Source organism: Quisquiliibacterium sp. (assembly GCF_982640115.1).
Genome location: NZ_CEXFHW010000054.1, coordinates 1 through 20689, shown reverse-complemented (window position 1 = coordinate 20689; position 20689 = coordinate 1). Strand labels below are relative to the sequence as shown.

Sequence of the window (20689 nt, the reverse complement as noted above, 5' to 3'; positions counted from 1 at the left end):
GGGCGGGCCGCGGCCCGCGGGGTGTCGGCCGGCGCATCGCCGGCCAGGGGAGTGGCGCCCAGCGCGGCCACGGCCGCCCTCACGGGCATGCCGTCGCGCAGACCGGCTGCCCGGGCCAGCGGGTTCAGGTGCGAGAGCACGCCGCTGTCCAGGGTCTCGGCGGCCTCGCCGATGCGCGCGCTCTGATGCGAGCAGGCCGCGGCGATCACGCCGATTTCCTGCAGCAGGCTCAGGCCGACGATGCCGGCCGCGTCCTTGCCCACGCCCGCGTCGTTGAAGATCACCGCGTGCGGCGGGCTGGCCTGGGCCAGCACGAAGCGCGCCGCGGCCAGGCCGCCATGCGAGCCGGTGACCACGACATGGCCGGCTTCGGCAGGGCCGACCGCGGAAATCGAATCGAGCAGGGTGAGGGAGCGCATGGCGTGCAGGGCAAGCGGGTAGCATAGCCCGACCATGAGCGCACCCGACATCCAACCCTACCTGCCCTGGCTCGAGCGGCGCGAGCGCACGCTCGAGACCCTCAGCCCGGTGCCTGCCCAGCTGCTGGCCGCCACCCTCGACCTGCCCGCCGAACGGCGCCCGCAGGCCGAGCTGCCGCCGCTGTGGCACTGGCTGCACTTCCTCGACCGCACGCCCAGCGCCCAGCTCGGCGAAGATGGCTCGCCGCGTTCGCGCACCCTGCTGCCGCCGATCGACCTGCCCCAGATCATGTGGGCCGGGGCCGAGACCGAGTTCCACCGGCCGCTGCGCCTGGATCAGCCCGCGGAAAAGATCTCGCGCATCAGCGACATGACCCCGCGCGAGGGCTCGCGCGGGCCGATGGTGTTCCTCACCCACGAACACGAGGTGCGGCAGGATGGCGAGCTGGCGGTGGTCGAGCGCACCCGCGCGGTGTTCCTCGGCGCGGCCAGCCCTTCGGCGGCCGCGGCCCCGCCGCCCGAGCCTCAGGGCGAGCGCGAGCGGGAGTGGCTGGTCGACGAGTCGGTGCTCTTCCGCTTCTCGGCGCTCACCTTCAATTCGCACCGCATCCACTACGACCTGCGCTACACCACCCAGGTGGGCGGCTATCCCGGGCTGGTGGTGCACGGGCCGCTGCAGGCCATCCTGCTGGCCGAGACCTTCCGGCAGTGGCACCCGGGCGTGCGCCTCACCCGCATCGCCTTCCGCGCGCAGGCGCCGCACTACTGCGCCGGCAAGGTGGTGGTGCGTGGCGCCACCCGCGGCGCCGGGCAGTACGCGCTCTGGACCTGCCCGCCCACCGGCGGCGTGGCCATGAGCTGCACTGTCGACTTCACGGCGGCCTGAGCGGCCTGCTGCTGCGCGCCCACCCTACCCGCCTCCACCCGCCTGGACCCACACCGACCCCACCCGGTCGCACCCCGATGAACGCACCTGCCGCAAGTCCTTCTCCGATGGCCCGATCCTGGTGGCCGATCACCCTGTTCGCCGCCGCGCTGCTCATGGTCACCATGGGCAGCCGGCAGTCGATGGGCCTGTTCCTGTCGCCCATCAACACCGACACCGGCCTGGGCGTGGTCACGCTCAGCTTCGCGCTGGCGGTGGGCCAGTTCGTGTGGGGCGCGGTGCAGCCGATCACCGGCGCCATTGCCGACCGCTACGGGCCGGGTCGCGTGCTGGCCGGCGGCATTGTGCTGCTGGCCGCGGGCACCGCGCTCACGCCCTTCATGACCAGCGCCTTCGGCATGACGGTCGTCCTGGGTGTGCTGGTGGCCGCCGGGGCGGGCGCCTGCAGCTTTTCGGTGCTGATCGGCGCGGTCTCGCAGTATGTGCCTGCCAGCAGCCGCGGCACCGCCTCGGGCGTGATCAACGCCGGCAGCTCGCTCGGGCAGTTCGTGTTCGCGCCGGTGGCCCAGGCTCTGATCGTGGCGGTGGGCTGGATGGGCGCGATGTGGTCGCTGGCGGCCATCACCCTCGCTTCGCTGCCCATCACCCGGCTGATGCGCCGGCGGCCGCAGCCCGGCGCGCCGGCCGCCCCCGCCGGGGGCTTGCGCCAGGCGGTGCGCGAGGCCTTCGGCAACCGCAGCTACCTGCTGCTTCACGCCGGCTTTTTCACCTGCGGCTTCCACATCGCCTTCCTGATCACCCACCTGCCGGGCGAAGTGGGGCTGTGCGGGCTGCCGGCCTCGGTGGCGAGCTGGTCGCTGGCCCTGATCGGTCTGGCCAACATCGCCGGCAGTCTGCTCGCCGGCCAGGCGGTCAATCGCTATCGCAGCAAGTACATCCTGTTCTGGATGTACTTCTCGCGCGCCGTGCTGGTGGTGCTGTACCTGGCCGCGCCCAAGACCGCGCTCACCTTCTACCTGCTGGCCATCGGCCTGGGGCTCACCTGGTTGGGCACGGTGCCGCCCACCGCCGGGGTGGTGGCCAAGCTCTTCGGGGTGCGCTATCTGGCCACGCTGTTCGGCATGACCCTGCTGTCGCACCAGATCGGTGGCTTCTTCGGCGCCTGGCTCGGCGGGCTCGCGGTGGCCGGCACTGGCAGTTACCTGTGGATGTGGTACGCCGACGCGGTGCTGGCCCTGGGCGCGGCCCTGGTCAATCTGCCCATCCGCGAGCCGGTGGTGGAGCGCGCCGCCGCCTGAGCAGGCCGGGGCCTGCGCGCCCGGGCGCATCTTCGCCCGGGGCCGATGCGGCCGCGGCGCGTGGTGGCGCCAGCGCGGCCACCTGCAGCAGTTCGGTTTCCAGGGCCTGCACCAGCCGGTCCCAGTGCAGCGCCAGGGCGTCGGCCCGGGCCTGCGTGCCCAGCGCCCGCACCCGGGCCATGTCCTGCGCGAGCGCCGCGGCCATGGCCACCAGCGCGCCGGTGTCGCCCAACGGGGCCAGCAGCCCGCTGCGGCCGTGGGTCACATGCTCGGCGGCGGCCGCGTAGTCGTAGGCCACGATGGCCAGGCCGCTGGCCATCGCCTCCAGGGTGACATTGCCGAAGGTCTCGGTCTCGCTCGGGAACAGGAACACATCGGCGCTGGCGTAGTGCGCGGCCAGATCGGCGCCGCCGCGCATGCCGGCGAAGACCGCGTCCGGGAATCGTGACTGCATCTTCGCCCTGGCCGGCCCGTCGCCGACCAGCACCAGCCGCGCCCCTGGGTTGCGGGCCCGCATCGCCTCGAAGGCTGCGCCGAGCGCATCCGGGTTCTTCTCGGGCGCCATGCGGCCCACATGCAGCACCACCGGGCTGTCGGGGCCGGCGCCCCAGCGGGCGCGCAGCGCCGCGTCGCGTCGCGCCGGCGTGAACAGCGTGGTGTCGATGCCGCGGCCCACCACCCGCAGCCGCTCGAAACCCTGCTGCCGCAGGCGCGCCTGCATGGCCCGGGTGGGCACCATGGTGAGGGCGGCCCGGTTGTGGAACCGCCTCAGGTAGCCCAGGATTGGCCGGCGCAGCCAGCCGATGCCGTAGTGGGCGCTGTAGGCATCGAAGTTCGTGCGGAAGTCGGTGGATACCGGCAGGCCGGCCTGCAGCGCGGATCGCAGCGCCGACCAGCCCAGCGGGCCCTCGGTGGCGATGTGCACCAGATCGGGCGGCTGGGCGCGCCACAGCCGTTGCATCGCGCGCCGCGCCGGCAGGCCCATGCGCAGGTCCGGGTAGCGCGGTATGCGAACGCCCCGGATCAGGATCTCGGGATAGCCGCGGGCCACCAGGCGCTGGTCGGTCTCGGGATCACGGTCCTGGCGCGGTCGCAGCAGCGTGACCGAGTGACCGCGGGCAGCCAGGCCATCGACGAATCGCGCCAGCGTGGAGGCCACGCCGTTGACCTCCGGCGGCCAGGTCTCGGTGATCACGGTCATCCGCAGCAGGCGCGCGGGCGGCGCGACCACGGCCCGATCGACATCAGCCGGGCGGTCTGGGCTGTTGCCAGTGCTCATGCCGCGAGGCTCGGCCTCGCACACGACAGCCTGATGACGGCGGCCCCTGCGGTGCAAGCGTCATCGCGCCGACACCGATTCTTCAAGCCGGCGTCATCGATCGGTCAGCAAACCGTAGCCTGCCGCGCCTAGCCTGCGCGGCAGACCGGGGCACCGCCGCGGCCTGAAGGGATGGCACCGTGCCGTCTTGCCGATCGCTTCCATATCGGGGAACTGCCATGCACGCTTTTCTGCGCGAACTGCGCATCCAGCGCTGGGACGACCACCGCTTCTATCACCACAGCCGCATCAATCAGAGCCTGCATTTCATCAGTGCCCTGAGCTTCCTGATCGCGTATGGGGTGGCGTTCTTCGATCCGCCCAAGGCTGCCCTGATCGCCTGGCTGGTGGCGATGGTCACCCGCCAGTCCGGCCACTTCTTCTTCGAGCCGCGTGGCTACGATCAGGTCAACCAGGTCACCCACGAGCACAAGGAGGAGATCAAGGTCGGCTACAACCTGCGTCGCAAGGTGGTGCTGCACGCGGTGTGGGCGGGCGTGCCGGTGCTGCTGTGGCTGCAGCCCGACCTCTTCGGCCTGATCGAGCCGGCCCAGGGTTTTGCAGGCTGGCTGCGTCAGCTCGGCTGGGCGTGGTTCGGGGTGGGCGTGGGCGCGCTGGTGCTGCGCACGGCGCATCTGTGCGTCATCCGCAGCCCGCTGACCGGGTTCGCCTGGTTCGCCAAGATCCTGACCGATCCGTTCAACGATGCGCTGCTCTACCGCGGCGCGCCCGCCGCGCTGCTGCGCGGTGAGCTGATCGACCCGCTGCACGCGCGCCATCTGCGCTGACGCGCGATCCGGCGCGCGCGACGCTCAGAACCGATGCGCCAGCATCTCGCGCAGCATGGCGCGTCCGATCGATCGATCGGTGAGTTCCTCATCGCGCCACCACCAGCCGTCGGCGCGCATCGCCTCGGCGGCGTCGATGAAGCGGCGGCAGACCTCGTCGAACTCGCCCTCGTCGAAGCGCAGCGGGAAGATCAGCCGGCCGGTGCCCACCCAGCTCAGCGCCAGGCCCTGCTCGCGCAGGTAGAACTGCAGCATCCAGTTGTAGCGCGAGGGCTGGGTGTAGAAGACCGTCCAGACCGTGGACAGGTTGGCCACCCGCACCGGCAGGCCCAGGGCCTGCAGCAGCTGGTTCAGGCGCGCGGCGCGGCGGTTCCAGGTCTCGTCCAGGTCCTGGTAGAGCGCCTGCTGTTCCGGCTCGGCCAGCCGCTCGAGGAACACCTGCATCGCGGTCATGACATAGGGGTGGGCATTGAAGGTGCCGCGGGCAAAGCAGATGTCGGCGGGCCGGTCATCGCGCCAGCGCTTCATCAGCGCGGCCTTGCCGCAGACCACGCCCACCGGCAGCCCGCCGCCCAGGGTCTTGCCGTAGGTGACGAGATCGGCCTGGACGCCGAAGTAGGCCTGCGCGCCGCCGGGGGCGAGGCGAAAGCCCATGAACACCTCGTCGAAGATCAGGACGATGCCGCGCTCGCTGCACACCGCACGCAGTTCGCGCAGCCAGGCCGTGTAGGCGTCGCGATCGAAACCGGCGCGCCGCCGGCTGTTGACCAGCGCGGAGTCGCCAGGCGCATTGCTGTTCGGATGGAGGGCCTGCAGCGGGTTGACCAGCACGCAGGCGATGTCCCGCCGTTTGCGCAGCACGGTGAGGCTGCGCGCGTCCATGTCGCGCAGGGTGTAGGTCTCGTGCACCGGCGCGGGGTTGCCCACCCCGGGCTGAACATCGTCCCACCAGCCGTGGTAGGCGCCGCAAAAGCGCACGAGATGCGAGCGGCCGGTGTGGTAGCGGGCCACCCGCACGGCCTGCATCACCGCCTCGGTGCCCGACATGTGGAAGGAGACCTCGTCAAGACCCGAGATCTCGCGCAGGCGGCGCACATTGTCGGCCACCGCCGGGTGATAGCCGGCCAGCACCGGCCCGAGCGCCTGCGCCCGGCGTGCCGCTTCGCCGAGGCACTCGCGATAGAAGTCCACGCCGAACACATTCACGCCGTACGAGCCGGTGAGGTCGATGAACTCGTTGCCATCGAGATCGGTCAGGCGCGTGCCTTGCGCCGCGCGCAGGAACTGCCCGGCCGACAGGTGCTCGCGCACCCGCCGGCTGAAGGGGAAGGGCACGCGATAGCGGCTCGTGAACTGCAGGTCCGAGAGGCCCGGCGCAGTCTCTTCGGTGAGGGCCCGGGTCTGGGCGAAGCGCTCCCCGAAGAGTGCCGAGAGCCGCGTGAACGCGAGCTGGCGCTGTCGTTCAACGGCGATCGGCGCGCCATCGGCGGCGAAGAAGTCCTGGTCGTCGAACTCGTAGAAGGGCACCAGCGCCGCCACGCGGCGCGACAGGCGCGAGTGCCCGGCGAGCGAGCGGTGCTTGGCGCGCGACAGCTCGATGCGTCGCTTCAGTGCGGGCAGGGTGGCCGCGGTGGCAGCCGCGCCCAGCGCGACCAGCGCGAGGGATGCGCTCATGAGCCTGTGACTCCAGTAATCAGGAAGCCTGTTCTCTAACCCAATCGCTTTACACGTCCATGAATGCACGCAAGACCCTGGCCCGTATCGCCGCGCACGAAGACCTCAACTTCCTGCTCACCAACCGCATCCCGCGCATCCAGCTCACCCGATTCATGGGCTGGTTCTCGCGCATCGAGAACCCGGTGGTGCGGGCGGCCTCGATGGCGGTGTGGCGGCTGTTCACCGACATCGATCTCAGCGATGCGAAGAAGCCCCGCTTTGCCAGCCTGCATGACTGCTTCACCCGGGAACTGCGGCCTGGAGCGCGGCCGATCGACGCCGACCCCGAGGTGCTGGTCAGCCCCTGCGACGGCATCGTCGGCGCCTGCGGGCCCGTGCAGGGCACGCAGGTGTTCCAGGCCAAGGGCTTTCCGTACACGGTGCCCGAACTCTTCGGGCCCGACCCGGCGGCGCCAGGCTTCGTCGACGGCGTCTATGTCACCCTGCGGCTCACCTCGGCGATGTACCACCGCTTCCATGCCATGCAGGCCGGGCGGGTCGAGCGGGTCACCTATCTTTCGGGCGACACCTGGAATGTCAATCCGATCGCGCTGGCCCGCATCGAGCGCCTCTTCTGCCGCAACGAGCGTGCGGTGATCACGCAGCGACTCGATGCCGGCGGTCACCGGGTGAGCCTGGTGGCGGTGGCCGCGGTGCTGGTGGCCAGCATCCGGCTGCGCTTCCTGGATGTGCTGCTCAGCCTGCGCTGGCGCGGCCCCAACCGCATGGATTGCGACCATCCCTGCGACAAGGGCGAGGAGCTCGGCTGGTTCGAGCATGGCTCGACCATCATCGTGTTCGCGCCCGCCGGCTTCCGGCTTCAGGACGGCATCGAGACCGGCCGTCGCATCCGCATGGGTGAGCCGCTGTTGCGGTTGCCGGCGGCGACGGCCGAGTCATCGCCCTGTCATCGCGCTGCGGTGCAATCCGGTCAGGAGCCGGGTTCATGAACCTCGAAGACATTCCCGCTGCGCTGCGCGAGCCGCCCCCTGCCATCGGGCAACAGCCCGACGCGCCGCACCCGCTCGACCCTCCGCCCGGCGTGTCTGCCCATCGGCATCGCACGCTGTGGATCTCCGATGTGCACCTGGGTACCTCGGGCTGCAAGGCCGCCTACCTGCTGGACTTTCTCAAGCACAACGAGTGCGACACCCTCTATCTGGTGGGCGACATCATCGATGGCTGGCAGCTGCGCCGCGGCTGGTACTGGCACCGCAGTCACAACGATGTGGTGCAGAAGGTGCTGCGCAAGGCCCGCAAGGGCACACGGGTGATCTTCGTGCCCGGCAACCACGACGAGTTCGCGCGTCAGTTCATCGGCCTGTCCTTCGGCGACATCCAGGTGGCCGAGGAGATGGTGCATGTCACCGCCGACGGCCGGCGTCTGCTGGTGGTTCATGGCGACCGCTTCGACGGCGTGGTGCAGCACGCGAAGTGGCTGGCCTTCCTGGGCGATGCGCTCTACACGGCCGCGCTGGCGCTCAACCACTGGTTCAACCGCGCCCGCTCGCGGCTGGGCCTGAAGTACTGGTCGCTGTCGCAGTACCTGAAGCAGAAGGTGAAGAACGCGGTCTCGTTCATCAGCGACTTCGAGCAGGCGGTGGCCCGCGAGGCCCGGCGCCGCGGCCTCGACGGCGTGGTCTGCGGTCACATCCACAAGGCCGAGATCCGCGAGATCGACGGCGTGCTCTACTGCAACGATGGCGACTGGGTGGAGAGCCTCACCGCGCTGGCCGAGGCCCACGACGGCACGCTCAGCCTGATCACCTGGGATCGCATTGGCGTGCCGGTGGCGGCGCCGGCGCTGGCCGGCGCGCCTGCCTGAGCCGGTTCAGCAGCCGCGTTCGAGCGCCGACAGCGGCCCGGGCGACTGCCCGAAGCGGCGCGCGATCGCGGCCGAGGCCGCGTCCATCTGCGTCATGGTGCCGGGGTCGATCGGCACCACCTCGGCGCGCGCCTGCCGCGAGGCCCGCTCCGGGTCGCCGGGCAGGTGGATGCCGCCGATCTCCCGGCCCTCGCTCGAGAGCTTCGCCGAGCGCAGCCAGTCGACGAAGTGCCGGGCCTCGGCCTCGAAGCCGGCCGAGCCGCCGAGCCGGGCGGGGTCGAACACGATCGCCAGCATGTTGTTCCACACCCCGAAGCGGGTGGGCCGGGTGTCGGGGCGCATGGTGTCGCCGCCGATCAGGGCCGCGCCGAGCAACTCGCACACCACGCCCAGGGCATAGCCCTTGTGGCCGGCGAAGGGGCGCAGCGCGCCGTGCGGGCCCTCGGGCGGCTCGAACATCACCGCCGGATCGTTGGTGGGCTCGCCGCTGACATCGATCAGGCTTCCCGGGGGCACCGGCACCTTCTTGTTGTAGGCCACCCGCACCTTGCCCTGCGCGACCGCGCTGGTGGCGAAGTCGAGGATGATCGGGCCGCCATCCTGGCGGGGCATGCCCACCGTGAACGGGTTGGTGTTGTAGCGGGCCTCGCCGCCGCCATGGGGTGCGACCAGGATGTTGCGCGTGACCGCATTGGTGAAGTGGATGGAGACCATGCCGGCGGCCACCGCCTGCTCGGCCCAGTGACCGACCCGGCCAAGGTGGTGCGAGTGGCGCAGGCCCATCACGCACACGCCGTGGCGGCGGGCGCGCTCGATGGCCATCTCCATCGCCTGATGGGTGACCGACTGGCCCATGCCGCGCTGGCCGTCCACGGCCAGCATGGTGCCGGTGTCGCTGATCACGCTGGTGATGCGGTTGAGCTGAAGCTCGTCGTTGAGCAGCGAGTCGACATAGCGCGGCACCATGCCCACGCCGTGCGAGTCGTGGCCGGCGAGGTTCGCGCCCACGAGATGGTCGGCGGTGAGGGTGGCTTCGCGGTCGCTGCTGCCGGCAGCGCGGAAGAGGTCAATGACCCAGCGGTGCAGGGCGGCGGTGGGAATGCGGTGTTCGGCCATGGCGGTCCTTGGTGACGGCAACCCGGGTGCCGGGGGGAGAGGCATCTTAGCCAGCCCGGCGGGCCGGCCGGCGACGGCGGGCGCGGAAAACGGAGCGCCCACCGGGCCGTGCCCGCCGCCGCCCTTGCCGCCACGCGGTGCCTTCGCTTAGGGTCGGACCACCGCCATCTCCCAGGGGCCGGCCCGGCCCGATTCCCGCCATGCGAGGCAAGCCGCTGGTGTTCGCGATGTGTGCCGGCCAGGTCGGCAACCTGCTGCCGCATGTGGTGGTGCCGGCAGTCATGGTCGGCCATCTCATCCCGCTGTGGGGCCTGAGCAATGCCCAGGCCGGTCTGCTGGCTGCCTCCTATGCCGCGGGCTACATGCTGGCGGTGCCGGTGCTCGCCTCGCTCACCGACCGCATCGATGCCCGCGTGCTGCTGGGGGTCGGCTCGCTGGCCAGCAGCGCCGCCACCCTGGCCTTCGGCTGGCTGGCGCAGGGGCTCTTCTCGGCGATGCTGCTGTGGGCGCTCGCCGGCGTGGGCTTTGCCGGTGCCTACATGCCCGGCCTGCGCGCGCTCACCGACCGGCTCGACCCCGGCGACGCCTCGCGCAGCGTGACCTTCTACACCTCGAGCTACTCGCTGGGCGTGGGCATGTCCTTCCTGGTCTCGCAGCTGGTGGCCGAGACCCTCGGCTGGCGCTGGTCGTTCACGCTCACCGGCCTGGGCCCGCTGGTGATGGTGGCCGCAGCTGCGCGCATGCGCCCGGTGCCGCCGCCGCCGCGGCCACCTGGCGCGCGGCTGCTCGACTTCAGACCGGTGCTGCGCAACCGCGCGGCCATGGGCTACATCCTGGGCTATGCCGCGCACTGCTTCGAGCTCTACGGCATGCGCACCTGGATCGTCGCCTTCTGGACCTTCGTGGCCGCGCGCCATGGCGGTCAGGCGCTGCTCGAGCCGATCACCGTGAGCGTGCTGGTGACGTTGCTGGCGATGCCGGCGAGCATCTTCGGCAACGAATGCGCCATCCGGTATGGCCGGCACCGCGCCATCACGGTCATTCAGGTGCTGTCGGCGGCCACGGCACTCGGCATCGGCCTGATGGCCGGCGGCCCGCCGGGGCTGCTGCTCGCGCTGGTGCTGGTCTACGCGGTGACGGTGCCGGCCGATTCCGGCTCGCTCACCGCCGGCATGAGCGCCAGCGCCGATCCGCGTTTCAAGGGCGCCACGCTGGCCATGCACTCGATGGCCGGTTTCGGCCTGTCGGCGCTGGCAGGCTGGCTGGTGGGCGTGGCGCTCGATGCCTTCGGTGGCTCGGCCAGCCCCGGCGGCTGGTTCGCGGCCTTCGCGGTGCTGGGCGCCGGCGTGCTGGCCGGCCCGTTCGCGCTGCGCTGGTCGCGCGCCCGGCCACCGGGCTGAATCGCGTCGGGGCCGCGGCCGCGCGCAGCCCGGCCACGGGCCGTGGCAGGGCGCGCTTCAGCCGCCGGGCGGGTCGGTGAGGCGCGCACTCGCCTGCTCGGCGAGCCCCTCCTGCGTGAGCAGGCGATCGACCAGACGGCGGTACTGCACCAGCGCCGCGTCCATCGGCAGGGCGAGCATCGGCGCATCGGGCCGCGCCGCGATCACCCGCGACTGCGCCCGGATCATCTCGCGGTCTTCGTGGAAGGCGGCCTTCAGGCTGTCGAAGATCAGCTCGGCCACGGTGGTGTCTTCCTGCTCGCCATGATGGGCCTGCTGGAAGAAGTAGTGCGTGGTGGTGGCGGTCTCGGGCGTGAGCGCCTGGCAGCTGTGCAGCCGCACTGCGCGGCTGAGATCCTCGGGCGGGTCTTCGGAGGGGCGTCCGCCCGAGTGCATGAGCAGCACCCCCGGCACCAGGAAGTCGTAGATGAACCAGCGGTCCACCGGCGTGTCGAAGCGCCGGAAGCGCTGGTAGTAGGGCGGCGCGGGCACCGAGGGCACCCGCCGCGTCACGCGGATGCCGCGCGGCACGCTCTCGATCTCGGGCCGGGCCAGCGCGATCTGCGGGCTGCCGCCGAGGGTCTTCTCGTGTACCCAGCTCAGGTGCGAGAAGTCGAGCAGGTTGTCGCAGATCAGGCGGTGATCCACGTCGTAGTGCATGTAGCCGGGGCGGTGGTGCCACTGCGGGTGATCGCAGGAGAAGTTGTCGGGCAGCAGCGCCGGGTCGGCCCGGTCGGCATCGCCCATCCACACGAAGACCCAGCGGTTGCGCAGCGCCACCGGATAGCGGCGCACCCGCGCTGCCACGGGGATGCGCTCGACACCGGGGATGGCCACGCAGCGGCCGGTCGCGTCGAAGGTGAGGCCGTGGTAGCCGCAGCGCACGCAATCGCCCTCCTTGCGCCCGGCCGAGAGCGGCGCCAGACGATGACAGCAGCGGTCCTCCAGCGCGGCCAGTCCCTGGCGGGTGCGGAACACCACGATCGGCTCGCCCAGCACGGTGCGCGAGAAAAGCCCGTCATCGGGGATCTCATGGTCCCAGGCGATCACATACCAGCACTGGCGAAGGAACATGGGCGGCGCTCCGGTTGGGGCGGTGACGCGGGCGGGGCAAGTAGCCCCTGCCGGGCGCGGGCCCCGGATGGGTGATGGCTTGCGGGAGCGATAGTATCCGCGCTGCAACCCCATCCTCCCCGAAACGCCCGCCATGTCCTTCCGTCTCATCCCGTTCCGTTGTTCCACCCCGCTGCGCGCCCGCGCCCTGCCTGCCGCCCGCTCGGCCCTGGCCGCGCTCCTGATGGGCGCCTGCGCCCTGCCGGCCTGGGCCCAGGTCAGCGCGAGCGATGCCTGGACCCGCGCGACGGTGCCGCAGCAGAAGGTCGCCGGGGTGTTCCTGAAGCTGCAGGCCACGGCCGATGCCCGACTGGTCGAGGCCAGCTCCGGGGCGGCCCGTGCCGTCGAGATCCACGAGATGGCCATGGAAGGCAATGTGATGAAGATGCGGCAAATCCCCGGGCTGGACCTGCCCGCGGGCAAGCCGGTCGACCTCAAGCCCGGTGGCTACCACCTCATGCTCATCGACCTGAAGGCGCCGCTGCGCGAGGGCGAGGCGGTGCCGCTGTCGCTGGTGGTGCAGGGCCGCGACGGCCGCCGCGAGAGACTCGAGGTGAAGGCCCTGGTGCGCCCGATCAGCGCGGTGGGCTCGGGCAGTTCGCATGGCCATCCGCATGGCCATGCCCACGGCAAGGGTTCGAACTGAGGCTCAGGCCCACAGCACCGGTCCGGGCTGACGGAACCACGAGGCCAGCTGGTCTGACTCCGCTCGCTCGATCAGGGCGCGCCGCGGCTTCAGCGTGGGCGTGAGCAGCTGGTTGGCCACCGACCAGGCCTCCCCCGGCATCACCACCAGCATGCGCAGCCGCTCGTGCGGCGCCAGGCCCGCGTTCACCTGGCGCAGGCGCTCGGCCAGCGCCCGCTGCGCGGTCTCGCGCGCAGCGTCGCTCTCGGCGGTCGCCGTGCCGCGCTCCGCGGCGCCGCTGGCGCCTGCCCCCCCCGACGCGGCGAGCCTCGTCCGCCATGACTCGCTCAGCATCACCAGGGCGAAGGGCGCGGGCTGCCCGGCGCCGGTCACCACCGCCAGCTCGATCATCGGATCGGCCTGCAACAGTGCCTCGATCGGCGCGGGCGCAACATACTTGCCGGTGCTGGTCTTGAAGGGTTCCTTCAGCCGGCCGGTCAGGCGCAGCTGCCCTGTCGGGCTGCGCTCACCGAGGTCGCCGGTGCGAAAGAAGCCGTCGTCGGTGAAGCTCGCTGCGGTCAGCGCCGGCTCGCGGTGATAGCCGACCATGCAGCCGGGTGAGCGGATCAGCACCTCGCCCTCGGGGCTGATGCGCACCGCCACCCCCGGGAAAGGCTCGCCCACCCAGCCCGGCCGCTCGCGGCCCGCGCGGCTGAAGTGCGAGCAGGCGAAGTCCTCGGTCATGCCATAGCCCTCGAGCAGGTTCAGACCCAGCGCGCGATACCAGGCGATCAGCTCGGGCCGGGCCGGGGCTGAACCACTGCCGGCCATGCGTACCTCGGCCAGGCCCAGCCGCGCGAGCACCCGACGCCCCACCCATGGACCGAGCCCGGGCACCCGCAGCAGGCCGTCCAGCGGCCGTTCCGGGATCTGCCGCAGCACGCCCTCGCGGAACTTCTCCCACAGCCGCGGTACCGACAGGAAGAGCGTGGGCCGGGCCCGACGCAGGTCGGCCAGGAAGGTGGCCGGGCTGTCGGCGAAGAACACCCGCCCGCCGGCCATCAGCGAGGCGCATGCGATGTAGGCGCGTTCGAACACATGGGCGAGCGGCAGGTACGAGAGCATCCGGTCATCGGGCCGGTAGCCGATGGTGGCGGTGATGATCTCGCAGGCCTGCGTGACATGCCCGAAATCGTGCATCACGCCCTTGGGCTCGCCGCTGGTGCCCGAGGTGTAGACCAGCATCGCGAGTTCATGCGCGGCCCGCCCGGGCCGGCCGGGCAGGGGCGCGCTTGCGCCGATCAGCGCCTCCCAGCGCAGCAACATGCCCGGCGGGCCGAGCGGCAGCGCCACGCAGGGCAGGCCCGCCGGCACGCCCGGGGCCTGACGGGCCCAGTCATCCAGCCGGCCCACGAAGAGCAGCGCCGCGCCGCTGTGCTCGAGCACCCGGCGCAGGCCCTCGGGCGATTCGGTGGCGAACAGCGCCACGGTGGTACCCCCGGCCATCCAGATTGCCAGCTCGGCGATCACGCTGTGCGCGCAGTTCTTGGAGAGCAGCGCGATCGTCGGGGCATCCCCCAGCGCCTGTCCGCGCAGCCATGCCGCCATGCGCCGCGCCTCGTCGAGGCAGCGCCCCCAGGTGTGGTCGATGCAGCGGTCGGTGCCGGGCAGCGGCTGGGTCAGGTAGATCCGGTCGCGCCACTCGCGCTCGTGATCGTAGACATGGTCGAGCAGCAGTCGGGGTGGGGACATCACGGCTCCCGGGGCGTGTCGGCGGTGGCCGGCCGCGGGCAGCGACCGAGCCCCGATGCTGTGCCGTCGCGCCGTGTCGTCGGTTGAGCAGGCTGGCCGCCGCCCTTCGGGCAAGCCTGCGCCGCGCCCGCTAATCGATCAGCGCGCCGCCCGGCTCGTGGAAGGGATGCGGGCCGTCGAACTCGCCGATTGCGGCGAGGTGCGTGACCAGACCCGCCTGCGGCGTCCAGGCATGCAGCCGGAAGCCGGGCGGCTCCATCGAGAAGGCCGAGGCGGCCTGCGGGGAGAGGTCCAGGCAGACCTGATGGGCTGGCCCCGGGCAGGTGCTGGCGAGCGTGCCCGCAAAGCGCACATCGATGGCCCGGTGCAGGTGGCCGCACACGATGCGCTCGACATTCGGGTGCCGCGCGATGATCTCGCGCAGGCGCTCGCCGCCGCGCAGCAGGCCCTGCGCATCCATGTGCCCGATCAGGGTGGGGAAGGGCGGATGGTGCATGGCCACGATCACCGTCTCACTCGCGCAGGCGGCCAGCTCGGCCTCCAGCCACGCCAGCCGTTCCTCGCAGAGCTCGCCGTGGCCGGCCCGCGGCACGGTGGTGTCCAGCGCCACCAGACGCAGGGCACCGATGCGCACCGAGTACTGCAGGTGACGCCCGGCCACCGGCTTCGCGAGATAGCCATGCGACGGAAAGCCGGCGCGCAGCATCGCCGGATCATCGTGGTTGCCCGCGAGCAGGTACACCGGCATGTCGACCGGCGCGAGCAGCTCGGCGAGGTGCCGGTACTCGGCCGGCCGGCCGAAGTCGACCAGGTCGCCGGTGATCAGCAGCGCATCGGGCTTCTGCGGCAGGGCCTGCAGGCTGCGCACCGCGCGCCGCAGGAAGGCGGCGGTATCAACCCGGCCATAGGCGACGCGTCCGGGCTCGCGGATGTGGGTGTCGGAGAACTGCGCGATCAGGGTCATGGGGAAGGCTCTCGGGAAGAGGCGTCGTCGAACCACGGCATCCAGCGGGCGGGATCGACGCGCACGCCCACGGTATCGCCCACCCGCACCGGGCTGTCGCGATCGACCTCGGCGATGAGCGGCGCGTGCGCCCCGGCCAGATGCAGCTGCACCCGCTCGCCCAGGAACACCCGACGGCTCACGCTCAGCCGGGCCGCGTCGGGCCCGGGCTCGCCTACCCGCAGGTCTTCGGGCCGCACCAGCACCGCCGCGCAGCCCTGCAGCGCCGGCGGGCAGAGCCAGTGCCGCTCGGCGAGCCGGATCTCGCCAGCCGCCTGCGCGGCGGCATCGCGCGGCAGGCGGTTCACGCGACCCAGGAACTCGGCCAGGAAGGGATGGCCGGGATCGCGATAGAGCGCCTCGCCATCGCCCACGCCCACGATCTTCCCGGCCCGCATGATCGCCAGGCGGTCAGCGATGGCGAGCGCCTCCTGCTGGTCGTGGGTGACATGGATGGTGGTGATGCGCAGCCGGCGCAGCAGCTCGGCGAGCTCCTCGCGCAGCTGCTCCTTGAGCTTGGCATCGAGCGCGGTGAGCGGCTCGTCGAGCAGCAGCACCCTGGGGCGGATGGCCACCGCGCGGGCCAGCGCCACCCGCTGACGCTGACCGCCCGAGAGCTCGGCCGGGCGCTTGTGCTCGAGGCCCTGCAGCCGCACCAGCTCGACCAGCTCGCCCACCCGCTGCCGGCGCTGCGCCTCGGGCACCTGCCGGATGCGCAGGCCGTAGCCGATGTTGGCGGCCACGGTCATCTGCGGGAACAGCGCGTAGTGCTGGAAGACCATGCCCACGCCACGCCGCTCGATCGGGAGCGCGGTGACATCCTCGTCGCCGAAACGCACCCGGCCGCCGGCATCGGGGCTCTCCAGCCCGGCGATCAGCCGCAGCAGCGTGGTCTTGCCGCAGCCCGAGGGCCCGAGCAGGGCCAGCACCTCGCCCGGGGCCACCTGCAGGGAGGTGGGCCGCAGCGCGCGGGTGCCGTCGGCATAGGTCTTGGCGCAGTCGGTGACCGACACCGGGAGGCTGGTGTCGGCGGAGTCATTCATGGCGGCCATGGCGCCTCTCGAAAAGCGTCCCCAGCCACTGCAGGCCCCAGAGCACCGGCAGGATGACGATGAAGAACACCAGGGTGTAGGCCGAACCGATCTCCAGCCGCATCGAGGCATAGCTGTCGGCCAGGCCCACCGGCAGGGTGCGGGTGAGCGGGGTGTGGAGCATCCAGGTGAGGTTGAACTCGCCCACCGACAGCGTGAACACCATCAGGCTGCCGGCCACGATGGAGGGCATGACCGCGGGCACCAGCACGCCCAGGAAGCGCTGCATGAAGCTCGCGCCGAGCGAGCGCGCGGCCTCCTCGAGCGCGCGCAGTTCGGGCCGCGCGAAGGCCGCGGCCACGGTGCGCACCATGAAGGGCAGCGTGAACACCAGATGGCCCACCAGGATGAACGCGAAGCTGCTGCGAAAACCGCGCAGCTGCCCGTAGGCCAGGATGAGCGCGAGCGCCGTGGCCAGGCCCGGCACCGCCACCGGCAGGGTGATGAGCTCCTCGAACAGGCGCATGGCGCGCGAGCGGCTGCGCGCCATGGCGTAGGCGCAGGGCACGCCGGCCAGCAGCGTGCCGGCCACGCAGCACGCGGCCAGCAGCATCGATCGCCAGACGGTGTCGCCATAGCCCTCCCAGACCTCGCGCAGCCAGCGCAGGGTGAGCCCGCTGCTCAGGCCGGTGCTGTAGTTGCCGACCAGACCCGCAGTGACCGAGAGCAGCATCGGCGCCACGGTGAACACCGCCACCAGCAGGGTGAGCGAGAACAGCAGCGGCGAGCGGCGGGTGGCGGACATGGCGGCGTGGCTCAGGCGCCCGCGCCCAGGGCGGGGCCGCCCAGCCGGCGGGCGAGGAAGAGCACCACCCAGGTCATCAGGCCGAGCGCGATCGAGAGCGACGCGGCCAGCGCGAAGTTGGCGTAGTTGGTGAACTCGTTGTAGATGGTGATCGGCAGCACCTCGAACTTGCTGGCCAGCGTGAAGGCCGTGCCGAAGGCGCCCATGGCCGTGGCGAACACGATCGCGCCGCAGGCGAGCGTGGTGGGCGTGAGCGCCGGCACCCAGACATCGCGCAGGATGCGCCAGCGCGAGGCGCCGAGCGATCGCGCCGCCTCCTCGAGCTGCAGGTCCATGGCCTGGGCGGCCGCGGTGTAGCTGGCGATGGCGCGCGGCAGCGAGAAATACAGATAGGCGAGGAACAGACCGGTGAGGCCGTAGGCGAAGGTGATGCGCTCGCCGGTGAGCGCCTCGGCGGCCTGCGCTACCGCGCCCTGCCGGCCGCCGAGCAGGATCATGAAGAAGCCCACGATCACGCCGGGGAAGGACAGCGGCAGGGTCAGCACCGAGAGCAGCGCGCGCCGCCCGGCGAAGCGGGTGCGGGCCAGGTACAGCCCCACCGCCGCCCCCAGCGCGAGGGTGGCGGCAGTGACCGCGAGCGACAGCGCCACGGTGTTGACCAGGCTGCTGGCATAGCGCGCGCTGGTGAGCACCGCGAAGTAGGTGGACCAGCCCTTGCCGGCGGGCAGCGCCACCAGCCATGCCATGGGCAGCAGCCAGAAGGCGAAGAACAGCGCCGCCGCCGGCGCCAGGCACAGCGCGATCAGGTGCCGGCTCACGGCACCTCTTTCAGGTAGCGCTCGGAGAAGGCCTTCTGCACCGTGGCCATCTTCGCGTAGTCGACCGCCTTGGCGCGGGCGTACTCGCTGGCCGGCAGGAAGCGGGCCTGAGCCTCCTTGGAGATGGCCGAGGCGCGCACCGGCCGCAGGAAGGCATTGGCCCAGATCGCCTGGCCCTCGTCGGACAGGATGAACTCCAGCGCCTTCTGGCCGTTGGCCGCGTTGGGGCCCTTGGCCACGAGGCTCATCACATAGGGCACCACCACCGTGCCTTCGGCCGGGATCACGAACTCGACCTTGGCGTTGTCCTTGTACTTCGCGCGGTAGGCGTTGAAGTCGTAGTCGAGCAGGATGGCGATCTCGCCCGAGAGCACCCGCGCGTAGGAGGTCTGCTTGGGCACGATCGGGTCGTTCTTCTTCAGCGCCTTGAACCACTCGATGGCCGGGCCGAAGTTGTCCATGGTGCCGCCGCGCGCGTTGTTGACCGCCACCGCGCCCACATAGCCCACGAAGGCCGAGGCCGGGTCGAGATAACCGATCAGGCCCTTGTACTCGGGCTTGAGCAGATCGGCCCAGGAGCGCGGGATGGGCTTGCCCTTGAGCGCGTCGACATTGACCATGAAGCCGAGCGTGCCGGAGTGGATGGTGAACCAGTGGCCCTCGGGATCCTTCAGGCCCTCGGGGATCTCGTTCCAGGCCGAGGGCTTGAAGGCCGCGGTCACACCGTCCTTGCGGGCCTGCACGCCGAAGGTCACACCGTAGTAGGCGATGTCGGCTACCGGGCTGGCCTTCTCGGCCACCAGCTGCGCCAGGGTCTGGCCGGAGTTCTTGTTGTCGGGCGGGATGGTGATGCCGGTGCGCGCCTTGATGGCGCGCAGCTGGCTGGCCCAGTCGGCCCATTCCGGCGGGCAGTTGTAGCAGATGGCGGTCTGGGCCTGGGCTGCGCCAGCGGCCAGCAGGCCGGCGGCCACGACGGCGCGCGCGAGGGACGACAGGGAGATCATGCGGTGCTCCTGGTGGGTGTGGACGATGAACGGGCAGGCGGGGCCGCGCAGGACTCGCCGGCGCGGATTCGGTAAGGCAGGCTCAGGCTGGATTCGGGCCCGGGGGCGGTGCCCGCCGCGAGCGAGGTCAGCAGCCAGTCGACGCAGCGTTCGCCGATCTCGCGGCTGGGCTGCACCACCGTGCTCAGCTGCGGCGAAAGCTCCTCGCCGAGTGCGATGCCGTCGAAGCCCACCACCGACAGCTGCTGCGGCACCCGCAGCCCGGCCAGCGCCGCGGCGCGCAGGCTGCGCAGGGCGAGCAGGTCGTTGGAGCACAGCAGCGCGGTGGGCCGGTTTGCCCGGCGAAGGCGTTCGGTGAGCGCCTGGGTGGCGGCCTGCATGAACGGCACCTCGATCAGCTCGGCCTGCGCGAGCCCGGCGGCGACCATCGCGCGGGCGAAGCCGCGGTGACGCTGGCGGGCGCGGTCGGAGGCCGACAGGGTGCCGCTCACCATGGCGATCCGGCGATGGCCCAGCCCGACCAGCCAGCGCACGATCTCGGCGCAGGCGGCCTCGCCATCGACCGACACGCAGGGCTGGCCGCGGTGGCGGTTGTAGGCGAGCACATAGGGCACCCGCCCCTGACGCAAGCGGCCGAGGCTGGCGCAGCGGCCGGCGCTGGCCACGGTGAGGATCACGCCATCGACGCTGCGGGCCATCAGGTGCTCGATGGCCTCGCGCTCGAGCGCGGTGCGGTACTCGGTGACCAGCGGCACGATGGCATGGCCTGCGGCGCGGGCGCGCTCGGCGATGCCTTCCAGGCACTCGGCGAACACCGGGTTGAGCAGCGTGGGCAGCACCACGCCCAGGCTGCGGCTGCGCTGCGTGCGCAGGGTGCGCGCGCTGGCGTTGGGCACGAAGGACAGCGCGTCGGCGCTCTCGAGCACCCGCGCCAGGGTGGCGCTGGCCACCAGGTGCGGCGCATTGAAGGCCCTGGAGACCGTGGCCGGCGAGACCCCGGCGTGTGATGCAACCCGATGGATGGACATGCCGATGAAATCGTTTTCAACGGGGCGAGTGTAATGGCCCTGCATGACCGCTGCGTGAAGGCGCCGGTGGTATAAAGACCGGAATCCGGTCCATCGGCCGGCGGGCCCGCGCGGCCCGCCCCCGCCCCATCTCCCATGACCCTCTGCGAGCTGCTCGGAATCCGCCTGCCCGTCATCCAGGCGCCCATGGCCGGCGTGCAGGCCGGGGCGCTGGCGCTGGCGGTCAGCCGCGCCGGCGGCCTGGGTTCGCTGCCCTGCGCCATGCTCGCGCCGGCCGCGCAGCCCGAGGCGATCGCAGCCTTGCAGGCCGCCACCGCGCAACCCGTCAACATCAACTTCTTCTGCCACCGGCCGCCGGCGCCCGATGACGCCGCCGAGCAGGCCTGGCGCGCGCGGCTGGCGCCCTTCTACCGGGAGCTGGGCCTCGATCCCTCGGCGATTCCGGCCGGGGGCGGCCGCCAGCCCTTCGACGCCGCGGCCGCCGAGATGATCGAGGCCTGCCGGCCACGGGTGGTCAGCTTTCATTTCGGTCTGCCCGAGCCGGGCCTGCTCGCGCGGGTCAAGGCCACCGGGGCGAGGGTCATGTCCTCGGCCACCACCGTGGCCGAGGCGTGCTGGCTGCGCGACCATGGCGCCGATCTGATCATCGCCCAGGGCCTCGAGGCCGGCGGCCCCCGCGGGCATTTCCTGTCGCCCGACCTCTCC

19 protein-coding genes and 1 pseudogene are annotated in these 20689 nt (G+C 71.7%); 8 read left to right on the top strand and 12 right to left on the bottom strand.

Translation table 11 applies throughout. From position 1 onward, the window contains the following. A pseudogene (locus AC2H6A_RS08285) lies at nt 1–419 on the bottom strand (hypothetical protein); the annotation flags it as partial. A gap of 34 nt (nt 420–453) precedes the next feature. On the opposite strand from AC2H6A_RS08285, the gene AC2H6A_RS08280 reads away from it, so the two are divergent. Further along, nucleotides 454–1305 carry an HTD2 family dehydratase gene (locus tag AC2H6A_RS08280; protein WP_484272687.1) on the top strand — a complete coding sequence of 284 codons (852 nt, stop codon included), beginning with the start codon at nt 454–456 and terminating at the stop codon, nt 1303–1305. Nucleotides 1306–1412: 107 nt separating this feature from the next. Further along, nucleotides 1413–2603 carry an MFS transporter gene (locus AC2H6A_RS08275; protein WP_484272686.1) on the top strand — a complete coding sequence of 397 codons (1191 nt, stop codon included), beginning with the start codon at nt 1413–1415 and terminating at the stop codon, nt 2601–2603. Here the strand turns inward: AC2H6A_RS08275 and AC2H6A_RS08270 are convergent. Continuing rightward, nucleotides 2557–3882 carry a glycosyltransferase family 4 protein gene (locus AC2H6A_RS08270; protein WP_484272685.1) on the bottom strand — a complete coding sequence of 442 codons (1326 nt, stop codon included), beginning with the start codon at nt 3880–3882 and terminating at the stop codon, nt 2557–2559. The two genes, AC2H6A_RS08275 and AC2H6A_RS08270, sit on opposite strands and share 47 nt — an antisense overlap. A 218-nt stretch (nt 3883–4100) precedes the next feature. Between AC2H6A_RS08270 and AC2H6A_RS08265 the strand changes: the two genes are divergently transcribed. Next, nucleotides 4101–4709: a hypothetical protein gene (locus AC2H6A_RS08265; protein WP_484272684.1), complete on the top strand. Its 609-nt coding sequence runs from the start codon at nt 4101–4103 to the stop codon at nt 4707–4709. A gap of 24 nt (nt 4710–4733) precedes the next feature. On the opposite strand, the gene AC2H6A_RS08260 is transcribed toward AC2H6A_RS08265, so the two are convergent. Further along, on the bottom strand, nt 4734–6383 hold the full coding sequence (locus AC2H6A_RS08260) for an aminotransferase class III-fold pyridoxal phosphate-dependent enzyme (RefSeq protein ID WP_484272683.1): 1650 nt from the start codon (nt 6381–6383) through the stop codon (nt 4734–4736). Nucleotides 6384–6442: 59 nt separating this feature from the next. Here AC2H6A_RS08260 and asd point away from each other — a divergent pair, with 59 nt between their 5' ends. Together asd and AC2H6A_RS08250 are read left to right on the top strand one after the other, a co-directional pair. Beyond that, complete coding sequence (gene asd / locus AC2H6A_RS08255) at nt 6443–7375, top strand: archaetidylserine decarboxylase (RefSeq protein ID WP_484272682.1); 933 nt, start codon at nt 6443–6445, stop codon at nt 7373–7375. Then, entirely contained in the window at nt 7372–8250 is an 879-nt protein-coding gene (locus tag AC2H6A_RS08250; protein ID WP_484272681.1) for a UDP-2,3-diacylglucosamine diphosphatase, read from the top strand. The genes asd and AC2H6A_RS08250 overlap by 4 nt, the downstream gene beginning before the upstream one ends. Nucleotides 8251–8256: 6 nt before the next feature. Here AC2H6A_RS08250 and AC2H6A_RS08245 read toward each other — a convergent pair whose 3' ends face one another. Next, the gene (locus tag AC2H6A_RS08245) at nt 8257–9366 is read right to left on the bottom strand and encodes a malate/lactate/ureidoglycolate dehydrogenase (RefSeq protein WP_484272680.1); all 1110 of its coding nucleotides are present in this window, start codon (nt 9364–9366) and stop codon (nt 8257–8259) included. Between the two features lie 200 nt (nt 9367–9566). Between AC2H6A_RS08245 and AC2H6A_RS08240 the strand changes: the two genes are divergently transcribed. Beyond that, complete coding sequence (locus tag AC2H6A_RS08240; RefSeq protein WP_484272679.1) at nt 9567–10766, top strand: MFS transporter; 1200 nt, start codon at nt 9567–9569, stop codon at nt 10764–10766. A 57-nt stretch (nt 10767–10823) separates the two neighbouring features. Here AC2H6A_RS08240 and AC2H6A_RS08235 read toward each other — a convergent pair whose 3' ends face one another. After that, the gene (locus AC2H6A_RS08235) at nt 10824–11879 is read right to left on the bottom strand and encodes a Rieske 2Fe-2S domain-containing protein (protein ID WP_484272678.1); all 1056 of its coding nucleotides are present in this window, start codon (nt 11877–11879) and stop codon (nt 10824–10826) included. 223 nt (nt 11880–12102) lie between these two features. Here AC2H6A_RS08235 and AC2H6A_RS08230 point away from each other — a divergent pair, with 223 nt between their 5' ends. After that, a complete protein-coding gene (locus AC2H6A_RS08230; RefSeq protein ID WP_484272688.1) occupies nt 12103–12564 on the top strand; it encodes a copper chaperone PCu(A)C in 462 nt (153 codons plus the stop codon). A gap of 3 nt (nt 12565–12567) precedes the next feature. Here AC2H6A_RS08230 and AC2H6A_RS08225 read toward each other — a convergent pair whose 3' ends face one another. The 7 genes from AC2H6A_RS08225 to AC2H6A_RS08195 form a co-directional block, all read right to left on the bottom strand. Then, nucleotides 12568–14295: an AMP-binding protein gene (locus AC2H6A_RS08225; protein ID WP_484272677.1), complete on the bottom strand. Its 1728-nt coding sequence runs from the start codon at nt 14293–14295 to the stop codon at nt 12568–12570. Nucleotides 14296–14425: 130 nt separating this feature from the next. After that, nucleotides 14426–15259, bottom strand: a complete 834-nt coding sequence (locus AC2H6A_RS08220; protein WP_484272676.1) for a phosphodiesterase — start codon at nt 15257–15259, stop codon at nt 14426–14428. Next, nucleotides 15256–16350: an ABC transporter ATP-binding protein gene (locus tag AC2H6A_RS08215; protein WP_484272675.1), complete on the bottom strand. Its 1095-nt coding sequence runs from the start codon at nt 16348–16350 to the stop codon at nt 15256–15258. The genes AC2H6A_RS08220 and AC2H6A_RS08215 overlap by 4 nt, the downstream gene beginning before the upstream one ends. Then, nucleotides 16334–17134 (bottom strand): ABC transporter permease, encoded by an 801-nt coding sequence (locus AC2H6A_RS08210; protein WP_484272674.1) that lies wholly within the window; start codon nt 17132–17134, stop codon nt 16334–16336. Before AC2H6A_RS08210 ends, AC2H6A_RS08215 begins: the two co-directional genes overlap by 17 nt. A gap of 11 nt (nt 17135–17145) precedes the next feature. Further along, a complete protein-coding gene (locus AC2H6A_RS08205) occupies nt 17146–17952 on the bottom strand; it encodes an ABC transporter permease (protein WP_484272673.1) in 807 nt (268 codons plus the stop codon). Beyond that, nucleotides 17949–18956 carry an ABC transporter substrate-binding protein gene (locus AC2H6A_RS08200; protein WP_484272672.1) on the bottom strand — a complete coding sequence of 336 codons (1008 nt, stop codon included), beginning with the start codon at nt 18954–18956 and terminating at the stop codon, nt 17949–17951. Before AC2H6A_RS08200 ends, AC2H6A_RS08205 begins: the two co-directional genes overlap by 4 nt. Beyond that, nucleotides 18953–19984 carry a LacI family DNA-binding transcriptional regulator gene (locus AC2H6A_RS08195; RefSeq protein ID WP_484272671.1) on the bottom strand — a complete coding sequence of 344 codons (1032 nt, stop codon included), beginning with the start codon at nt 19982–19984 and terminating at the stop codon, nt 18953–18955. The genes AC2H6A_RS08200 and AC2H6A_RS08195 overlap by 4 nt, the downstream gene beginning before the upstream one ends. A gap of 135 nt (nt 19985–20119) precedes the next feature. Between AC2H6A_RS08195 and AC2H6A_RS08190 the strand changes: the two genes are divergently transcribed. Continuing rightward, nucleotides 20120–20689 (top strand): NAD(P)H-dependent flavin oxidoreductase (locus AC2H6A_RS08190; protein ID WP_484272670.1); only part of this gene is annotated, 570 nt, incomplete at its 3' end.